Annotated in this window: 15 protein-coding genes and 2 pseudogenes; 2 read left to right on the plus strand and 15 right to left on the minus strand. The window is 57.0% G+C overall.

Annotation, left to right across the window (positions count from 1 at the left end; translation table 11 throughout):
• Positions 1–75 precede the first annotated feature (75 nt).
• Positions 76–504: pseudogene (locus O3306_RS18020) on the minus strand (IS66 family transposase zinc-finger binding domain-containing protein); the annotation flags it as partial.
• On the opposite strand from O3306_RS18020, the gene O3306_RS18025 reads away from it, so the two are divergent.
• Positions 503–1015 (plus strand): ATP-binding protein, encoded by a 513-nt coding sequence (locus tag O3306_RS18025; protein WP_272009891.1) that lies wholly within the window; start codon positions 503–505, stop codon positions 1013–1015. The pseudogene O3306_RS18020 and the gene O3306_RS18025 overlap by 2 nt on opposite strands.
• 62 nt (positions 1016–1077) lie before the next feature.
• Here the strand turns inward: O3306_RS18025 and O3306_RS18030 are convergent, their stop codons facing one another.
• Entirely contained in the window at positions 1078–1326 is a 249-nt protein-coding gene (locus tag O3306_RS18030; RefSeq protein WP_272009893.1) for a transposase, read from the minus strand.
• Between the two features lie 538 nt (positions 1327–1864).
• Here O3306_RS18030 and O3306_RS18035 point away from each other — a divergent pair.
• Positions 1865–2428, plus strand: a complete 564-nt coding sequence (locus O3306_RS18035) for a metallophosphoesterase (RefSeq protein WP_272009896.1) — start codon at positions 1865–1867, stop codon at positions 2426–2428.
• A 34-nt stretch (positions 2429–2462) separates the two neighbouring features.
• Here O3306_RS18035 and O3306_RS18040 read toward each other — a convergent pair.
• The 13 genes and pseudogenes from O3306_RS18040 to O3306_RS18100 all read right to left on the minus strand — a co-directional run.
• A pseudogene (locus tag O3306_RS18040) lies at positions 2463–2555 on the minus strand (IS6 family transposase); the annotation flags it as partial.
• A gap of 312 nt (positions 2556–2867) precedes the next feature.
• Entirely contained in the window at positions 2868–4310 is a 1443-nt protein-coding gene (locus O3306_RS18045; protein ID WP_272009899.1) for a hypothetical protein, read from the minus strand.
• An 18-nt stretch (positions 4311–4328) separates the two neighbouring features.
• On the minus strand, positions 4329–5039 hold the full coding sequence (locus O3306_RS18050; RefSeq protein WP_272009901.1) for a hypothetical protein: 711 nt from the start codon (positions 5037–5039) through the stop codon (positions 4329–4331).
• Between the two features lie 1228 nt (positions 5040–6267).
• Positions 6268–7263, minus strand: coding sequence for a glycine betaine/L-proline ABC transporter substrate-binding protein ProX (proX, locus tag O3306_RS18055; RefSeq protein WP_272009903.1), 996 nt, complete (start codon positions 7261–7263; stop codon positions 6268–6270).
• A gap of 117 nt (positions 7264–7380) precedes the next feature.
• Positions 7381–8316, minus strand: coding sequence for an ABC transporter permease (locus tag O3306_RS18060; protein ID WP_272009905.1), 936 nt, complete (start codon positions 8314–8316; stop codon positions 7381–7383).
• The gene (locus O3306_RS18065) at positions 8306–9406 is read right to left on the minus strand and encodes a quaternary amine ABC transporter ATP-binding protein (RefSeq protein WP_272010036.1); all 1101 of its coding nucleotides are present in this window, start codon (positions 9404–9406) and stop codon (positions 8306–8308) included. The genes O3306_RS18060 and O3306_RS18065 overlap by 11 nt, the downstream gene beginning before the upstream one ends.
• Positions 9406–10419 (minus strand): alpha/beta fold hydrolase, encoded by a 1014-nt coding sequence (locus O3306_RS18070; RefSeq protein WP_272009907.1) that lies wholly within the window; start codon positions 10417–10419, stop codon positions 9406–9408. Before O3306_RS18070 ends, O3306_RS18065 begins: the two co-directional genes overlap by 1 nt.
• A 15-nt stretch (positions 10420–10434) precedes the next feature.
• Positions 10435–11250: an ABC transporter ATP-binding protein gene (locus O3306_RS18075; RefSeq protein ID WP_272009910.1), complete on the minus strand. Its 816-nt coding sequence runs from the start codon at positions 11248–11250 to the stop codon at positions 10435–10437.
• A 24-nt stretch (positions 11251–11274) separates the two neighbouring features.
• Positions 11275–12279 carry an ABC transporter substrate-binding protein gene (locus O3306_RS18080; RefSeq protein ID WP_272009913.1) on the minus strand — a complete coding sequence of 335 codons (1005 nt, stop codon included), beginning with the start codon at positions 12277–12279 and terminating at the stop codon, positions 11275–11277.
• Between the two features lie 119 nt (positions 12280–12398).
• A complete protein-coding gene (locus tag O3306_RS18085) occupies positions 12399–13220 on the minus strand; it encodes an ABC transporter permease (RefSeq protein WP_272009915.1) in 822 nt (273 codons plus the stop codon).
• A 56-nt stretch (positions 13221–13276) separates the two neighbouring features.
• On the minus strand, positions 13277–14728 hold the full coding sequence (locus O3306_RS18090; RefSeq protein ID WP_272009918.1) for a glutamine synthetase family protein: 1452 nt from the start codon (positions 14726–14728) through the stop codon (positions 13277–13279).
• A gap of 50 nt (positions 14729–14778) precedes the next feature.
• Complete coding sequence (locus O3306_RS18095) at positions 14779–15303, minus strand: Lrp/AsnC family transcriptional regulator (protein ID WP_272009921.1); 525 nt, start codon at positions 15301–15303, stop codon at positions 14779–14781.
• A gap of 290 nt (positions 15304–15593) precedes the next feature.
• A complete protein-coding gene (locus tag O3306_RS18100; RefSeq protein WP_272009923.1) occupies positions 15594–16103 on the minus strand; it encodes an Lrp/AsnC family transcriptional regulator in 510 nt (169 codons plus the stop codon).
• Positions 16104–16282 lie beyond the last annotated feature (179 nt).

Consider the following 16282-nt stretch of genomic DNA (forward strand, 5'->3'; position numbering starts at 1 on the left):
AGCGTCATGCAGTGATCTACGTGCGCCAGTCGACACAGAGCCAGGTCATGACGAACCTCGAGAGCCAGCGTCGGCAAGCTGCGCTGGTACGATGTCGAGACGCTCGGTCCGATCCTCGCCGATCCGGTGCATGCGACCGCACCCACAGGGGCAATCGAGGCTCGCCGGTTCGATGACACGTTCGATGCGCGGCAGATCAGCGGGCAGATGGCCGAGATTGCGCTGCCGTCTCCGGCGCGGCGTCGTGGTGGATGGCGCGGCCTGCTCCTTGCGGGTCTCGACCTCCGCGACGGCGGTTTCCAGATCTTCGAAGGCCAGCTGCCGGTCGTCGTCGCTCAGCTTCTCGGACCGTTTGCCATGCACGACATGGTTCAACTCGGCCACGAGATGCTCGAGGCGCCGGTTTGCGTCCCTCAGCGCACCATTCTCCTGCAGCAGCGCCAGAACGGCGGCGCGCTGGCTCTCGGGGATCGCGGACAGGTCGATGGGCGGGGCGTTAGACATGCGCGGATTATACCGCGCCAAATGCGCCGATGGCGTCGCCGCTGTGAAGGCTGGCAAGAGCGTCTACCGCGCGACCCTGGCCGATCTGATCGCAGCATTGAGCCAGGCCGAGCGGGAGGGCCGGCTGGCCGAGAAGATCCGCTTCTATGCCCGGGCGTCTCTGTTGATCGTCGATGAGATCGGCTACCTCCCCATCACCACCGGGGGCGCCAACCTGTTCTTCCAACTCGTCAACGCTCGCTACGAAAAGGGCGCCATGATCCTAACTTCAAACCGCGGCTTCGCGGAATGGGGCGAGGTATTCGGCGATCCGGTCGTCGCGACCGCATTGCTCGACCGCCTCCTGCACCACGCTGTCGTCATCCAGATCGAGGGTGCCAGTTACAGGCTCCGCAGCCATGCCGGCCTCATACCCGAGCATGTCCGCGCCAACGCCCCCATCACCCCGCCACCGCCGCCAAAGCGGCGTGGGCGGCCACCCAAATCAAAAAACGGAGCCGCAGATCACTGACACCGGCTGATCACCGGGACCAAGCAAGTGGGGAATTTTACTTCGGCACTTTTGGGGAAAGTTCAAACGGCGTTGACAGCCTGCGCCACCGGCAGATCCACCGGAAAGAACAGCGCCCCAGCATCAGGCGACCACAGGCCCTTTCTCTTGAGGTCATGCCGCCACGCATAAATTTGCTGTCGCTTAATCTCATGACGTTGCGCAACCTGCGTTACGCTTGCGCCATCGACCCCAACCGACATGACAATCTCAAGTTTGTCGTCGTCATACCAAAAGCGTCGCCGCTCCGCCCCAAAAATTTCACCACGCATCGCAGACCCTGTCTAAGGGACGTCGTTAATGACGTCCTTAGCGACGTCTCTTAGTTCATTGCCAAAGCGTCACGCAGGCGGTGCCAATGGCGTGGTTACGCAACAACTCTTGGATCGGTAGATCATCAAGGAGGTGATCCCGAAATACCCCCGCCCAAGAACGATCCAGCAGCAGGCGCCGCCTTCTCGCCCATCTCAGACCAGCGATCAAACAAATCACCGGTTCGTCTATCGCGCGATGCAATCATGCCAAAGTATAGCCGGTTCCGCAGCCAAAATGAATCGACTTTTACCGCGCCCCTCAACCTTCAGCTATATCTCCCGAACTTGGCCTTGCAGGTGCAGAAACTGCCTTCCGACATTCCGTCTTGCGATGATCTCTTTTTGAGAGTTAAATATTCGCCATGAAACACGCACACCTCATAACCCTTAAAATCGGTTAGAGCTCGCACCCTTGCGGGCGACTGTGATGTGCCCGCTGTTTTATCACGCTCATGTTCATATCTGGTCGCTCGCCTTATTTTCGAGGAGAACGACAATGGTGAAATGGTATACTGCGGACCCTCATTTCGGGCACGAAAATATCCTGAAATTCTGCAAGAGGCCCTTCAAAAATACCGACGAGATGGACAATGCGATCATTCGGAACCTGTGGTCATGCGTTCAGCCGGAAGACGAACTCTGGATCCTAGGGGATTTCGCGGCCCCCAGAGGAGCAAATAGTCCGACATGGCTGATGGCGATCTTTGAAAAGCTTCCTGGCAAATCCAGGCATTTCGTCACGGGGAATCATGATCGTGAAGCTGTCCTGCAACTGCCTTGGGATAGTGTGAACTCTCTTGTAGAGGTCCAGGACGGCCCCAAGAACCAGAAGCATACCCTTTGCCACTATCCGCTGCTGACCTGGAATCACTCTCGCAGAGGCGCTCTCAATCTGTTCGGGCATGTCCATGATAATTGGAAAGGTAGCCGGAACAGCATCAATGTCGGGGTCGATGTCTGGGATTTCATGCCTGTACGGTTCGAGGATATCGCAAGGCGAGCGCAGACCCTGCCCGTGAACGCTCACTGGCACGATGTGGAGCCCCAAAGCCCATTGTGATGAGAACCCTTGCCACACAGATTATAATTCGTTTGGCAAACCGGTGGTACGCCCAGACGGCATAGGAGATGATGGACCAAGGAAAGTGGAAACTCTTCAGGCAATGCTGTGAAACTTTGCTGATCATGACAGAGGGTTATCCATGTAGCCGGGGCGTGGCGACGACCTGACAAAGCCGAACACACGTCTCCCGCATCCAGATAGAAAAGGTGTGGACGCGATTCTGGAGACAAAGCAGCGGGCCGAGAGTCTCCTCAAAGAAGCGCATGAGATCGGGCTCGTCCCGTTTCAGGAGAATACCAGTCTCTTGGGCCAAATTGCAGATCGGCTCACCGAGACACGCGAGATCGATGAGCCGAAGCTTGAAGCGATCCAAAGCAGCCTGTCAAGTCAACCGGCAGCATTGGATGCCAGATGCGAAACGGTAGTCCCTTCGGAACTAAAATAATCTGTGGGCGCCTGGCTGATTATACCGGTCGGCCTGTGTCTTCGATGCTGGTAGATAATTCAGCCGCTCTGGTTGGCGCACGGGTGTAAAAGATCTCGCGTCGATGATCTGCGGTGCGCGACTTCCGGCGAGGTTGCGCGCTGTATTTGCGCTTCCGTAATTCTCCTGCGTTCGCGCACTCTGTTGCCCCAGAATTGCACTGATGTCCAATCGATCCACCTCATGTCCTCCTGCTTTGAGATCTGATGCAATCGCATGGCGGAAAACATATGGCGTCAGGGTTTGCCGCAAACGAGGGAAGGCAATTTTCCCCAGTCGGGTTGTGAGCTTACCCAAACTGGAGGATACGCGTCTCCCGCGTTCAAGTGGCATCAGAGCCTCGCCAGATTTCTTATGGGTCGCTGCCGAAAGCGTCAGCACAATGGGTTTTTGGCGTTGCTCCGATATGTAGTCAAAGAGCCAGATTGCTTCATCAGTTTGGCAGAATAAATCAATCTTGCGCCAGCACTGACCCCTGCCCGAATGCTCACCTTTCTCTTCAGAAACCTTTGCTCCGGCGATTTCAAAGGACAGGGATGACTGGCCGTTTGTGTCCATCGCGTGGACGGTAACGCCAAAGTCATCACTGAATTCTGCCGGCCGACAGCCTGTCAGCATGAATGTGGCGATAAAGGCCCGTTGGCGATCGTCCAGATACCGGTCAGGGATCACTGCCGTTGCCCAGAAATGCGATCGCCAATCATAGTTTGGGAGGGTTTTCGCTTTGCGGCGCTGATGCCGGTTGAGCGCGTAGAGAGCGTCTTTCTTCGACTTTGAAGATCGAGCGCGAGTCTTAGCTTTGCCCCTCTCTTTGGTGGAACGGTCTCGCAGTGCTCTATGATGCGGGTCTGGTGGCACCTGCAACAAGAAGGCAACAGCACTGATAAATTGGCTTCGCTGATCAACGGTTAGGCGCCCTTTAACATTTTCCAGCCGATCGATTAGATCTTTACTGCGATGTGGTTTAAGGAGTTTCACATAATGTTTTTTGGTGCTTTCGTTTCTCTCATCAGTGAACACTTGGCACCAGTAGGCCGGTGCCTTTTCCAATACCTTTTGGGCCGCCATTCGTACTAAGGCAGATCGATAGCTCTGGCGGCTGTTGGCGCTGGTCCACCCATTTGCATGGTCGATGGAAAGATAGCTGATAAACGGGTCACCAGACGGGTCCTTGCGGGCCATAGATGCCGCACGCTGTTCGTATTTTTTCCATGTGCCGCTAAGAACCAAGTCCTTAAATGAATAGAGAGAATTCGATTGAACAGCCAGCTCGTAAGCTTGAATACTTTGTTCAAAAGTAATCTGAATGGGTGCCAAGTTAGGCCCGCGCTCAACATCGGCGGGTTGGCTGCCCATAGCATGGTCTGAAATTTTGTAACGATCAATCTTTGACATTTTAGATATCCTTCCGATTTAATAATGTTCTGAAAGCGCAGTGTGAAAATTAGGCATTCCGAAAATCAGATCGCCGCGCTGTCCGTAGTGATCACCCTCGCAAGAAGGGTGAGGACGGTTATCTCGCAGCTCCAAAATACTCTCTACCTTGCCACTTAATCGCGACATGCAGCAGGCACGTGGGCAATGGAAAAATCGAAACCGGAAACAGAATTGTAGAGAGCGGCAACATTTTTGTTGAATTTCTGAATGCGCTAAAAATAAATAATTTGGCCTGTTAGGCATACGAATTTCGAAAATGCATACCCAGGGATTGAAGACCTCTGAATTGTAATGGGGCAACACAGTGATCACCAGCTGTGCTGCGCCAAGATCCGTCCCTCCCTTCTGATACGCCCGCTTATCTATGGAAGCGCACTCAAATAGTTTCACTTGGACTATTTTCGGGTTTAGCCATAAACCTTGAAACGTCGCCATAAATGGGCGTCCGATATTCTTGCGACCAGTTTCGCGCGTTCGTTCATTCTGGCGAATGAGAATATTTCCCTGACAACCATCGTCAACAAACTCACAAATATGGGTGCGGGTTTTGGCCTTCGTAAACCTATATAGAGCACCGGCGCATTCGTGTCGTCGCAACCCAGACAGTGCAAGCTCTGCAAACAGCATCTTCGCCTTCGCACGTGACCTCAAAAACAAATATATTGCGTTAGGTTTTTTTAATTTCATATCTGCAATCCCGTGTCAGAAAACATATACGCCCCTCACATTAAAGAAATGTTAAAATTTCAACGGTACCAGATAATATCTTCAACCAGCTCTTATAACGTTTACTCGACCACCGGGCGCGCTGCGCGTGTGCTCACCCCCTGATAACTGGGCCATTTGAAGTTGGGTTTTTCGCTAAGTTTTCCTGATTGGCAGAAAGCAGGATCACATGAAGGCATCAAAGTTCACGGAACCGCAGAAGCCGGTCATTCTCAAACCAGGAGAGAAAGGCACGCCAGTTGCGGAGAGCCGCCGCAAAGCGGACATAAGCTAGGCGACCTAGCAGCTGTAGCAAGCTGTAACACTTTATGTTGAAGCTCACAACGCTTTATGGGCAATTTATTTTAAGTCATTTTGGTGTATTTTAATTTAAAAGCATGCATTCCACATGTAATTTACACTTTAAAGGTTGTATATTGCATGCAATATGATTTTAATTAGTCTATTTCACATTACTTTGGAGAGATTCGACATCCATGACGTGTCCGATGCTCCGGATGCGGGATTTCCGGGGCGGAATCCTATTATCCCGGATGCTGTCCCGGCAGTTTCTCTGGCGCGGTAGCTGTCGCTTAGCATTTTTCGTTGGTTCCTTCATATGCAGGTCAAACCGAGAGGCCCCATGCAATCAGGTCCCTTACGAAATCCGATTGTGAAAAGCACATGGACATCAATCGCGCCCGCGTCCTGCGGGTCCGTTCGGTCATGACAGCTGACAGCCGGGAAGGATGTCAAAGATCAGTGCCAGTTCTACGCTCGAAGATGCGCTGGAAATGTCTGGCGGCGCCGCGGGTCACGTTTTCAGGGTCATGGATCAGGGCAAGAGGATCGGAGCATTGCGGATGACCGATGTTTTCAAGGCACCTGTCGCGCGGCATGCCCTGAATGGAAGCCGGGGCGTCCCGGCCGACCAAATGTGAATCGTCCCGAGTTTGTCGGAGACCATCGCTCAATGGACCAAAGGCCTATCATGCACCAACTTTCAACTTGGACCAATCAAGTGGGGCTGCTCACCGCTGGAGCGCGTCAATAACCTGCCCCCCACCAAGTGCATATCCTGGAGATGAACGGCGACGGCTATCGGCTGCGCCAGAGCGCAGCCGATATGTCGAACGCTGGGCCCATCCTGCGACGGTGAATGGGCCCTTTTGTCTATGAGATCGACAAGACTTTGTATCGCTTTCGAATATCAGTCTGCTGCCTTGCGGGCGGCTTCAATCCATCCCTCATACTCGGTTTTGTGGGCTTTGATCCATTCATCAACATGGCGGTCGATATCCTCGATCGAATCCTCGCCCTGGCGCATTGCATAGTTCTCGGCCGAGACGTCGTTGATGTCGATCTGTGCCAGTTCGAACAACTTCGCCGCTGCCGGGTTGGCCGCGAGGAAATCGTTATTGGCTAGGATGCGCAGCTCGTTCACAGCAAAACCGAGGTTCTTGTCCTGATACATGGTGTCGTCGGTGCGCTCGTCAGGGAGCGAGGTAAACGGCACCTCGATCCACTCGACATCCTTACCCGGCACCAGAATGCCGGAGACCCAATAAGGCGTCCAAGTGTAGTAGATGATCGGCTTGCCAGCTTCGTGGACCGCGATCGTATCGGCGATGACAGCGTTGTAAGAACCCTGATTGTGGGTCACGGTATCGCGCAGGCCATAAGCATCCATATGATGCTCGATCACCCGCTCGCAACCCCAGCCCGGCGGGCACCCGGCCAGATCGGCCTTGCCGTCGCCGTCATTGTCAAAGCGTTTGGCGATCTCGGGATCGGTCAAATCGCCAATATTGGTGACACCCGCGTCATAGGACGCCTTGTCGACCAGATAGCCCTGCACGGCGCCCGTGATCAGGTGCCCCGCCTTGGTCATGGCGTCAGCGCCACCCGATTCCTTGAAAAAATGCTCGTGCAGCGGGTCATAAAAAACCGTGGTGAAATCACCGTCGCCTGTGCCGATTGCCAGAACGATGGTCTGATATTCCACCGATTGCGGATCGCCAATAGTGTAGCCCAGTTGCTCGAGAGCGCGGTAGATGATTTGGTTCTGGAAACGCTCTTCCAGAACGGTACCCTCGATCGGTCGCACGGTGACGCCCTCGCCTGGCATGTCTGCCCCCCAGGCCATGCCTGAGCACATCATCAGCGCGGACGCCGCCGCGATTGTCCCTGTCTTGAAATTTTTCATTATAGTCACCCCTGTTTTTCTGTGATGGGCCCGTCTTGGTTTGTCGGTGAAGCATCGGACGGACGAGCCGTATTGCGTGCCGATGCCGCTTGGGTAAGAGAAGGTTCCGGTGCGCCGCTAACGGCCAAACATCTTGGCGATCAGTCCAACCGGGCCTCCCTGCCACCAGTGCCGGTGACCACGCTCGCGCCCAGTCTGCGCCACGCCCTGCGTGATGCGGTCCAGCACGATGGCCAGTAGAACAATGCCCAGACCGCCAACGATGGCCTTGCCCGCGTCGAGCCGCCCCATGGCGCGCAGCACCTCGTTGCCCAGCCCCTTGACCGCAATCATCGACGCGATCACCACCATCGACAGGGCCAGCATGATCGTTTGGTTGACCCCCGCCATGATCGTCGGCGTCGCCAGTGGCAACTCGACCTTGAACAGGATCTGCAAGGGATTGGCGCCGTAAGCGCGCGCCGCCTCGACCACGCTTGCATCAACGCCGCGGATTCCCAGCGACGTCAACCGCACCAAGGGAGGTAGAGCAAAGACGATGGTTACGATGACGCCCGAGACATTGCCGATGCCCACTAGCATCACCACGGGCACCAAATAGACAAAGGCAGGAATGGTTTGCATCGTGTCCAGAACCGGGCGGATGGCCGCCTGAAACCGGTCGGATTTCGCCGCCAGAATGCCCAGCGGCAGGCCGATGGCGATGCAGACCAAAACCGAACTGGTCACAATTGCCAGGGTCGTCATTGCCAGCCCCCACGCCGTGGGATCCAGAAGCCCCAGGGCAAAAAGAGATACTCCGACGATGATCGCCACCCGGCGCCCGCCGATCTGCCAGGCCAGCAGCACCAGAATGGCAATGATGATCATAGGCGGCACGGCTTGCAGGGCATGCTCGATGGACATAATCGCATCGTTGACCGCCCGCTTGAGCGGCTGGATCGCGCTGCGATGCGCGGTCGCCCAACCCTTAATGCCGTCGGCCCAGTCGGCCAGCCCCAGGTCGACCGTCTGGAACGGATCAAGCAGGCTGAAAGATTTGTCATCCGCCATTGGGCAATCCCCCTTCGTCATCACGTGAGCGGCCCTGAATGCCGCGGATCAACGCCTTTTTCGTTACCACGCCGATCACCTTGCCATCGTCTTCGATCGCCAATGGCGCATCCGTCTCGATCGAGAGATCCGCCAGCCGGTTAAGCAGGTCATCGGGGCGCGCGCGCAAAGATCCGGTCAGGTCAATCGGGCCGTTGCGGGATTGGTAAGCGTCCAGTGGCTCCATGATGCGCGCGGCTGTGACCAGATGCAGCTTGGAGATACCAGCCACGAAATCGGCGACATATTCATCCGCCGGCTCGGTCACGATCTGCTCGGGCGTGCCGACCTGGACGAATTCTCCGTCCTTCATCACCGCGATGCGGTCGCCGATGCGGATTGCCTCATCCAGATCGTGAGTGATGAACAGCGTGGTTTTCTTCATATGCGCCGCAAGCTCCATGAATTGCGTCTGAAGCTGGCGCCGGATCAGCGGGTCGAGCGCCGAAAACGGCTCATCCATCAGTAGGATATGCGGATCGGCGGCAATCGCCCGAGCCAGCCCGACGCGCTGCTGCATGCCCCCCGAGAGTTCATCGGGATAGCGATCTTCCCAGCCCGCCAGATCGACGGTTGCAATGGCGCGCTCGGCGATGGCAAAGCGCTCGGTGCGCGCCATGCCGCGCACTTCAAGCGCGAAGGCCACGTTCTCACGCACCGTGCGGTGCGGCATCAGGCCCATGTTCTGAAACACCATTCCGATTTTCGACGCCCGGACCTCGCGCAGGGCCTTGCTGCCCAGTTCGCCGATATTGATACCTTCGATCAGGACATCGCCCGCTGTCGGCTCGATCAGGCGATTGACGTGGCGGATCAGGGTCGATTTCCCCGAACCCGACAGCCCCATGATGCAAAAGATTTCACCCTCGCGCACCGAGAAGGACGCATCGCGCACCCCCACGACACAGCCAAAACGTTGCAGCACCTCTTCCTTGGCCAGATCATCCTGCAGGACGGCCTTCATCGCCTCATCCGCACGATCGCCGAACACTTTCCACAAGGAACGGCATTCGATGACTGGAGCTGTCATATCGTTCACAGAGCCATCCATCACGCCAGTAACTCCTTGATCGATGCGTCAAGTGCGGCGGTGAAACCCGCATCATTTCCGGGATTGGCCGCGCAATGCCCCCAAGGTGAATCGTAGGGGCGCAGCTCGGCATTTGGCATGTACTGCGCCTCGATCGCGTTATCCTCGGGCGGGAAATACAGATCCTGCGTGCAGGGCATCAGGATGGCGCGCGCCTTGATCGCGCCGAGCGCCTTTTTGATGTTACCGTCATAGAGCGGCCCAGCACTGATATCGCCCGCCTGCCATGTCGCCAGCTTGGCCAGCAGATCGTTGGCATCCCAGCCGCTCACATGGTCCGCTTCCCAATCCTGCAACAGCGCCTCGGGCGTCTCGAAGCCAAGCTCGCGGTAGAGGCCATCGCGATAGAAGGTCTGGGAAAACGCCCAGCCCGCATAAACTCGGGCGAAGGCTTTCAACCCAGCGACCGGCGGCGTGGTGTAGTTGCCGCCATCCCAAGTGCCATCGGCGCAAAGCGCGGCCTTGACCCCTTCGAGAAAGACGATGTTGTGTGGCGAGGTCTTCGCCGAGGCGCAAAACGGCAGGATTGCCTGCACCATGTCGGGATATTGCGCCGCCCACTGATAGGCCTGACAGCCCGCCATCGACCAGCCGGCGACCAGCGCGATGCGCTCCACCCCCAGATGATCGTGCAGCAGCCGATGCTGGCAAGCGATATTGTCCCAAAGCTGCACCAGCGGAAAGCGCGGCCCGTCCTGGGGGACGGCCATGTTGCTGGGCGACGACGAAACACCGTTGCCAAATAGGTTTGGGCAGACAATGAAATGGCGCGCGGGGTCGATCGCACGTCCCGGGCCGAAGAACCCTTCGTTGCGCTCATGGGTGCCAGTATAGAATGTTGGCAGCACGACCACATTGTCGCGCGCAGCGGTCATCGTGCCATAGGTCTTGTAAGCAAGGCGCGCATCATGGAGCACCTCCCCAGACAAGAGCGTCACATCGCCGAGCGCGAGGGTCTCGTGATTGCTGTTCATGTGCGCCTCTCCATGTCAGATACTCTCCAGTGCGTTGCCGGCCTCGGAGCGCATCATCGAAATGATCTGTTGTTCGCATTCCAGATAGCCATCGGTTTGAATCAGCTCTTCCTTGCTGCGCAGCGCTTTTCCCTTCTTGAATTCCAGATCCAAAACCGTCTTAAGCCGCCCTGGATGCGCCGACAGAAAGACGATGTGGTCCGCCAGGAAAATGGCCTCCTGGATGTCATGCGTGACCAGCAGGATCGTGGTCTGCGTGCTATCGACGATGTCGAGCAGCATCTCCTGCATGTGCCAGCGCGTCTCAGCGTCAAGCGCGCCGAAGGGTTCGTCCATCAACAGGATTTCGGGTTCGTTGGCCAATGTGCGCGCAATCGCAACGCGCTGCTTCATGCCGCCCGAAAGGTTCTTGGGATAGGCATCGCGAAAACGCGTCAGATGGACCAGATCCAGGAATTTCTCGGCCCGTTCAGCCCTGACCTTTTTTGGCACGCCGTTCAGCTTCATACCGTATTCGACATTCTCGAAAACGCTCAACCAGGGGAATGACGTATAGCCCTGAAAGACCATGCCGCGTTCACGAGCGGGGCCGCGGATTTCGGCCCCGTCCAACAGCATCCGGCCGCTCGATGGCTCGAGCAGTCCGGCTACGATGTTGAGCAGCGTGGACTTGCCGCAGCCGGACGGGCCGAGCAGAACGCAGAGTTCGTTCTTCGCCACGGTGAAGGACACGTCGCGCAAGGCTTCGACGGGTTTCCCCTTGGCGCCGAATACCTTGCCGACATTTTCGACCGAGAGTTTGACGTTACCGTGCAAGGCTCCAGCCTCCATTTTCGCTGAACCGTGGCAAGGCACTCACCCCCTGTAACCCGCGTCATAGAGTTCCTTGTGGAGACTACATTCGACGCCGGTGTCGGCTGGTTTGACTTCCTCGATAAGGTTGAACTTGACCCACCAGGAGCTGATCAGTTCCCAATAGGCTTCCACCTGGCCGTTGGTCTGCCCGAAAGGCGGCTCCCCTGGCGCGGCACCGCAGAACCGGGCTGCCTCTAGGAAGTCATAGACATAGAGTCCCCCGTCCAGACGGCTGCCGTCCTTGCCCAGAACCATTTCGACATCCGAGATACTCATTCCCATACCGTCGGCGATGATCTCGTTGCCTTCCATCGGGTTGTCGATCCACCACTGGATCGCATCATAAAACGCCTTCATGGTTTGAACGGCGACGTCGCGGCGCTCGTTGATAAAGGTGTCCGACATGTAAAGGCCGTCAGCGACGACAGCACGCTCCAGCCAATAAGGATCGTCCGATTGAGCGAGGATGCTTGAGCCCGGCAAAGCCTTCAGCGTGTTGGTACCGTAGGGTTCCCAGAACTCGGATGCTGCAATGCTGCCGCCGATCATCGCGGCAAAAGCATCGTCGGCGATGATGTTGCGATAGGTGACCGCATCAAACGGAACGTCATTGCGCTCCAGCCACATCGCCATAAAGATCTGCGCCAACCCGCCTTCGACGACGGCCACTTCCTTGCCCTTCAGATCGGCCGCCGTTTCAATGCCAGGCGCGCCGACGATCTTGTCGGACCCGTTCGATAGATTGGCCAGCGCTACGACCTTGATCGGCAAGCCACGCTCAACCCCGACGGGGGTGAATTCGGGCGTGCCCGAAACCACATCCATCTGGTCCGCGGCGACCATGTTGAAGCTTTCGTAAGGGTCTTCAATCTTTTGGTACCCAAGGTCCAGATCCGGTGCCAGATCCTTGGCAATGGCGATGTACCAGAAACCGAAGCCCGGCCATGTCAGGCCCGAGACTCTGACCTCTTCCTTTGCCTGCACAGTCGTTGCCGCAAGCATCATGCCGGCGCCGCACAAAAGGCGCGTTGCCCAGTTAGCAACAGGTCGTGATAAGATTTTTTGTTCCATTGTGACCTCCCAGTCTTTTTTGTTTTTTGGTAAAAGGCGCTCGCGCACCCGCGCTAGGTTTCCTTTTCGAGATAGGGAAATGCCGTACGATGGAGCAGCCTCAACAGGTAGTCGAACGCCAGCCCCAGCACTCCGATAACCAGAATGCCGGCCATGATCTGATCCACGTGTAAAAAGCGCTTGGCGCGCATCATCATGGCCCCGATCCCCGCATCGGCCGCGGTGATTTCGGCGATGACCAGATAGGTCCAGCTGACCGCGAGCATCTGGCGCATGGCGACGATGATGTTGGGCAAGGCTGCGGGAACCACGACCGTGCGCAGAACCTGCCAGCGTGACCCGCCGAGCGTCACCGAAGTGTTGATGAGATCGGCCGATATGGCCTTTGTGTGGTCCGCGATAAGGGTAATGAGGAACCAGATGACCCCAATAAATAGCAGGGCCAGCTTTTCGCCTTCTCCGGCCCCGAACCACATCAGCAGCAAAGGAATGAAAGATGGCGCTGGCAGATACCGCCAGGCCGACACCAGCGGGCTGAAGAACGCCTCGACGGTCCGGAAAGATCCCATGAGAACGCCGAGTGGCACCGCGACGGCACTGGCCAGTGCAAAGCTTATCAGCACGCGTTTGATGCTGATAAGCACATCCTTGTGGAAACCGTTCTCGGTAAACAGAACATAAAGCGCCTGCACGACCTTGCCCGGCTCCGGGAAAAGGATCGCGGGGGTCAGTTCCAGCCAGGTGACGAACTGCCAGAGCGCAAAGAAGACGACCCAGACCGACACCCCCAAAAGGATGCGCCATCCCGCGGAGATGTCGGATTTGAATTCGAACACCCGTTTCCGGCGCCGTGGGGCGCCGGAAGGTGAAGTCATATGGGGTCTTGGTTCAGGCATCAAACGGATCCCATGCTCTTTTGAGGTGCAGTTGCTTAGTACAGGCGCAGGTATTCCTGTACTTCCCAGTCAGTGACCGACTGGTGATAGCGCTCCCACTCGTCGTTTTTGTATTGGAGGTAGGAATTGCGCATCACCGGGCCCATCACATGCTTGGCCATGTCGTCCTCGCGCAGCGCATTGATCGCGATCAGCAGGTTACGCGGCAGGCGACGGATGCCAGCCTCCTTGAACTCTTCTTCGCTCATCGCATAGAGGTCGCGATCGGTCGGCTCGCCGGGGTCGATCTTGTTGACGATGCCATCGACGGCGCAGGTCAGGGTCATCGCCAGCGTGAGATAGATGTTCATCGTCATGTCGGCGGCGCGGTTCTCGATGCAATGGCGGCTCTGCGGCAGGCGGAACTGGGCCGAGCGGTTGTTGTAGCCATAGGTGATGTTGGTTGGTGCCCAGGTAACGGTGCCGCCCTCGAACCCGCCGACGCGCGGCACGAGACCGTTATAGGAGTTGACGATGGGACAGGTCAGCGCGGTCAGCGCCTCGGCGTGCTGCATCAGCCCGCCCACCGCATAGCGCGATGCCTCGGACCAGTCGCCGTTGGCCTTGAAGACGTTTTCGCCGGGCGCGTCCCTGTGTTGCAACGACAGGTTGATGTGTGCGCCCGAACGCCAGTCGCCCACCGTGGGTTTGGGCATGAAAGTGACGAACATGCCGTGGCTCTTGGCCACTTCCTTGAGCACGATGCGAAGGAACACGAACCGGTCCGCCATCTGCAAGAGGTCGGTATAGTGGAAATCCAGCTCGAACTGCGAATAGGCGCCTTCGGCGACCACATCGTGCATTTGCCAGCCCAGATCCTGAACGATATCGATCATGTCCTTGAGGAACGGCATCGAGTTGATCGAATATTCGACGTCATAGCCAAATGCCTGGCGGCGCGGACGCAAGCCGTCACGCGGATCATCGTCGAACGCCTTCTCCGGCTGGCCGTCCTCGTCGTATTTCATCACGATGAATTCGGGCTCGACCCCGGCAAATCCAAGATATCCCTGCTGTTGCGCCTCGTGAATCGCGCGCTTGAGCGCCTGGCGTGGGCAGACGTTATAGGGCGCCCCCTCCCAGAACAGATCGGCAAAGATGATGGCCATGGTGTTGTCCCAGGGGCAGACATAGACCGCGTCCAGATCGGGCACCATGACCTGATCGGAATCCGCAGGCGACAGCTCGGGCACGAAGGAGACCGAATGCACGGCGAATTGCGGCCCCTTGCCGAGGCACAGATCCTCGAAATCGCTCATCGGAACCGGCTTGGTCTTGGGAATGCCGTGCAGGTCGATCCAGGCAGACATGACGTATTTCACGCCAGCCGCCTCCAGCCTCTTGCGCACCTCGGCAATCTTCGGGCGGTTGCGCTCGATCGCATCCTCGATCTTCTCGTAGTAGACCTTTTTGTCGAAATCCGTGCTCATGTTAGTTTCGTCCTTCATTTGCTTGCTCCTTCTGCCACTCGGCATTTTTTCCCTGCGCCCACGCGGCATCATTTCGCGTCGGACGCTGTCCAATTTCGTTTCAGCAAGAACTGGTTCTTGAAGTTCTTCAGCCCGGGCATGACCTCGACCGAGGCCAGATCTTCGGCGGCGTGAAGCTCGGCTTGCAGAAATTCCAGAAGATCCGCCTGGCGCTCGCAGACCACTTCGACCAGCAAATCGAAGCGCCCGGTGACCCACAGGATGTAGACAACAGCTGATTCACTCGCGAGCCGTGCCGCCACCTGTTCGGGGGTATGTCCCTGCGCAACCTTCAGCCCCAGCATCGCGCTGGTCTTGTATTTGGTGGCCGCCGGGTCGGCGATCGCAACGATGCGCAGCACACCCGCCTCTTTCATGCGCCCGATACGGTTCCTGACCGTGCCCTCAGAGACATCCAGCTCGTTCGCGATCTCCGAGTATGCCCTGCGCCCGTCGACCTCCAGAAGCTTGACGATGGCATAATCCAGATCGTCCCCGGCACGGCGTCGCCCATCCCGTTCGTCGGTCTGATTGCTGTCGTTCGGTCGCCCCATCTGCATAACCGCCCCAAATTGCGTCATTCGATTCGCTTCGAATTACCCAGAAGTATGCAGAATATTTTTTACAAATAAACAATAATCTTCCATAACCCTGCGAATTCATCACAATTATCCGTAATTGCGTACGATTTCAGCACCACCCCAAAATGGCGCAGATCATGGGGTCGGGGCCGGGACAATGCCGGACAACCAAAGCAAAGCGCCCCGCCGGGGCTGGCGGGGTGCGGCGACGAGCGGCAGCGCCACCCGCGTCGAAACATTCAGGAAAATCGAGAGGCTACGCCTCAGGTCCAGTTCTTCTTGAGCAGGAACTGGTTCTTGTAATTGCGCAGGCGCGTCATGACTTCGACATCAATGATATCGGGGTTGTCGTAAATGTGCTTCTCCAGCAGATGCACGAGCGAGCCCTGCCCGTCGCTGACCACCTCCACCAGCAAATCGTAGCGGCCACTCATCCAGGCCACATAGACGATCTCGTCAAGTTTGCTCAGCTTCGCCGCCACATCTGCAGGTTTGCAATTAGCCCCTATCTTCAGGCCCAACATTGCCTCGGAGCGGTATTCCGACGCCTGCGGGTCGGTGATGGCCGCAATGCGCAGCGCCCCCGCCGCCTTCATGCTGTTGATGCGGTTGCGAATCGTGCCTTCGGACACATCCAGCGCCTGAGCAATCTCGGAATATGCCCTGCGCCCATCCTCGCGCAGCATCCTTACGATGCTTCTGTTCAGCTTGTCAGCCAGCAGAGCCTTGCCTGCCTGTCCCGGTGTCGAATCGTCTTGCTGCGCTTGATCCATCTTTGGTCCAGTCCCCTTTCCGGTGTGCCTCGCCTCACCCTGCCTCGATACTGAATTCGAACTACATGATGCCCGCAATACGAATTCATCACAAAATATCGATTGACTTACGAATTCAGCCGTCCATATTTCGAAATCACAAATTACCACCCAGCCATGGGTATTGCGAAGGGATACTA

It is taken from the genome of Roseovarius sp. ZX-A-9, assembly GCF_028369135.1.
Classification (GTDB): domain Bacteria; phylum Pseudomonadota; class Alphaproteobacteria; order Rhodobacterales; family Rhodobacteraceae; genus Roseovarius.

Coding starts and splice junctions, on each gene's coding strand:
- O3306_RS18025 (WP_272009891.1), top strand. CDS start 503: ATGCGCGGATTATACCGCGCCAAATGCGCCGATGGCGTCGCCGCTGTG.
- O3306_RS18050 (WP_272009901.1), bottom strand. CDS start 5,039: ATGAAATTAAAAAAACCTAACGCAATATATTTGTTTTTGAGGTCACGT.
- O3306_RS18065 (WP_272010036.1), bottom strand. CDS start 9,406: ATGGATGGCTCTGTGAACGATATGACAGCTCCAGTCATCGAATGCCGT.
- O3306_RS18045 (WP_272009899.1), bottom strand. CDS start 4,310: ATGTCAAAGATTGATCGTTACAAAATTTCAGACCATGCTATGGGCAGC.
- O3306_RS18035 (WP_272009896.1), top strand. CDS start 1,865: ATGGTGAAATGGTATACTGCGGACCCTCATTTCGGGCACGAAAATATC.
- O3306_RS18090 (WP_272009918.1), bottom strand. CDS start 14,728: ATGAAGGACGAAACTAACATGAGCACGGATTTCGACAAAAAGGTCTAC.
- O3306_RS18070 (WP_272009907.1), bottom strand. CDS start 10,419: ATGAACAGCAATCACGAGACCCTCGCGCTCGGCGATGTGACGCTCTTG.
- O3306_RS18060 (WP_272009905.1), bottom strand. CDS start 8,316: ATGGCGGATGACAAATCTTTCAGCCTGCTTGATCCGTTCCAGACGGTC.
- O3306_RS18095 (WP_272009921.1), bottom strand. CDS start 15,303: ATGGGGCGACCGAACGACAGCAATCAGACCGACGAACGGGATGGGCGA.
- O3306_RS18030 (WP_272009893.1), bottom strand. CDS start 1,326: ATGCGTGGTGAAATTTTTGGGGCGGAGCGGCGACGCTTTTGGTATGAC.
- proX (WP_272009903.1), bottom strand. CDS start 7,263: ATGAAAAATTTCAAGACAGGGACAATCGCGGCGGCGTCCGCGCTGATG.
- O3306_RS18080 (WP_272009913.1), bottom strand. CDS start 12,279: ATGATGCTTGCGGCAACGACTGTGCAGGCAAAGGAAGAGGTCAGAGTC.
- O3306_RS18085 (WP_272009915.1), bottom strand. CDS start 13,220: ATGACTTCACCTTCCGGCGCCCCACGGCGCCGGAAACGGGTGTTCGAA.
- O3306_RS18100 (WP_272009923.1), bottom strand. CDS start 16,103: ATGGATCAAGCGCAGCAAGACGATTCGACACCGGGACAGGCAGGCAAG.
- O3306_RS18075 (WP_272009910.1), bottom strand. CDS start 11,250: ATGGAGGCTGGAGCCTTGCACGGTAACGTCAAACTCTCGGTCGAAAAT.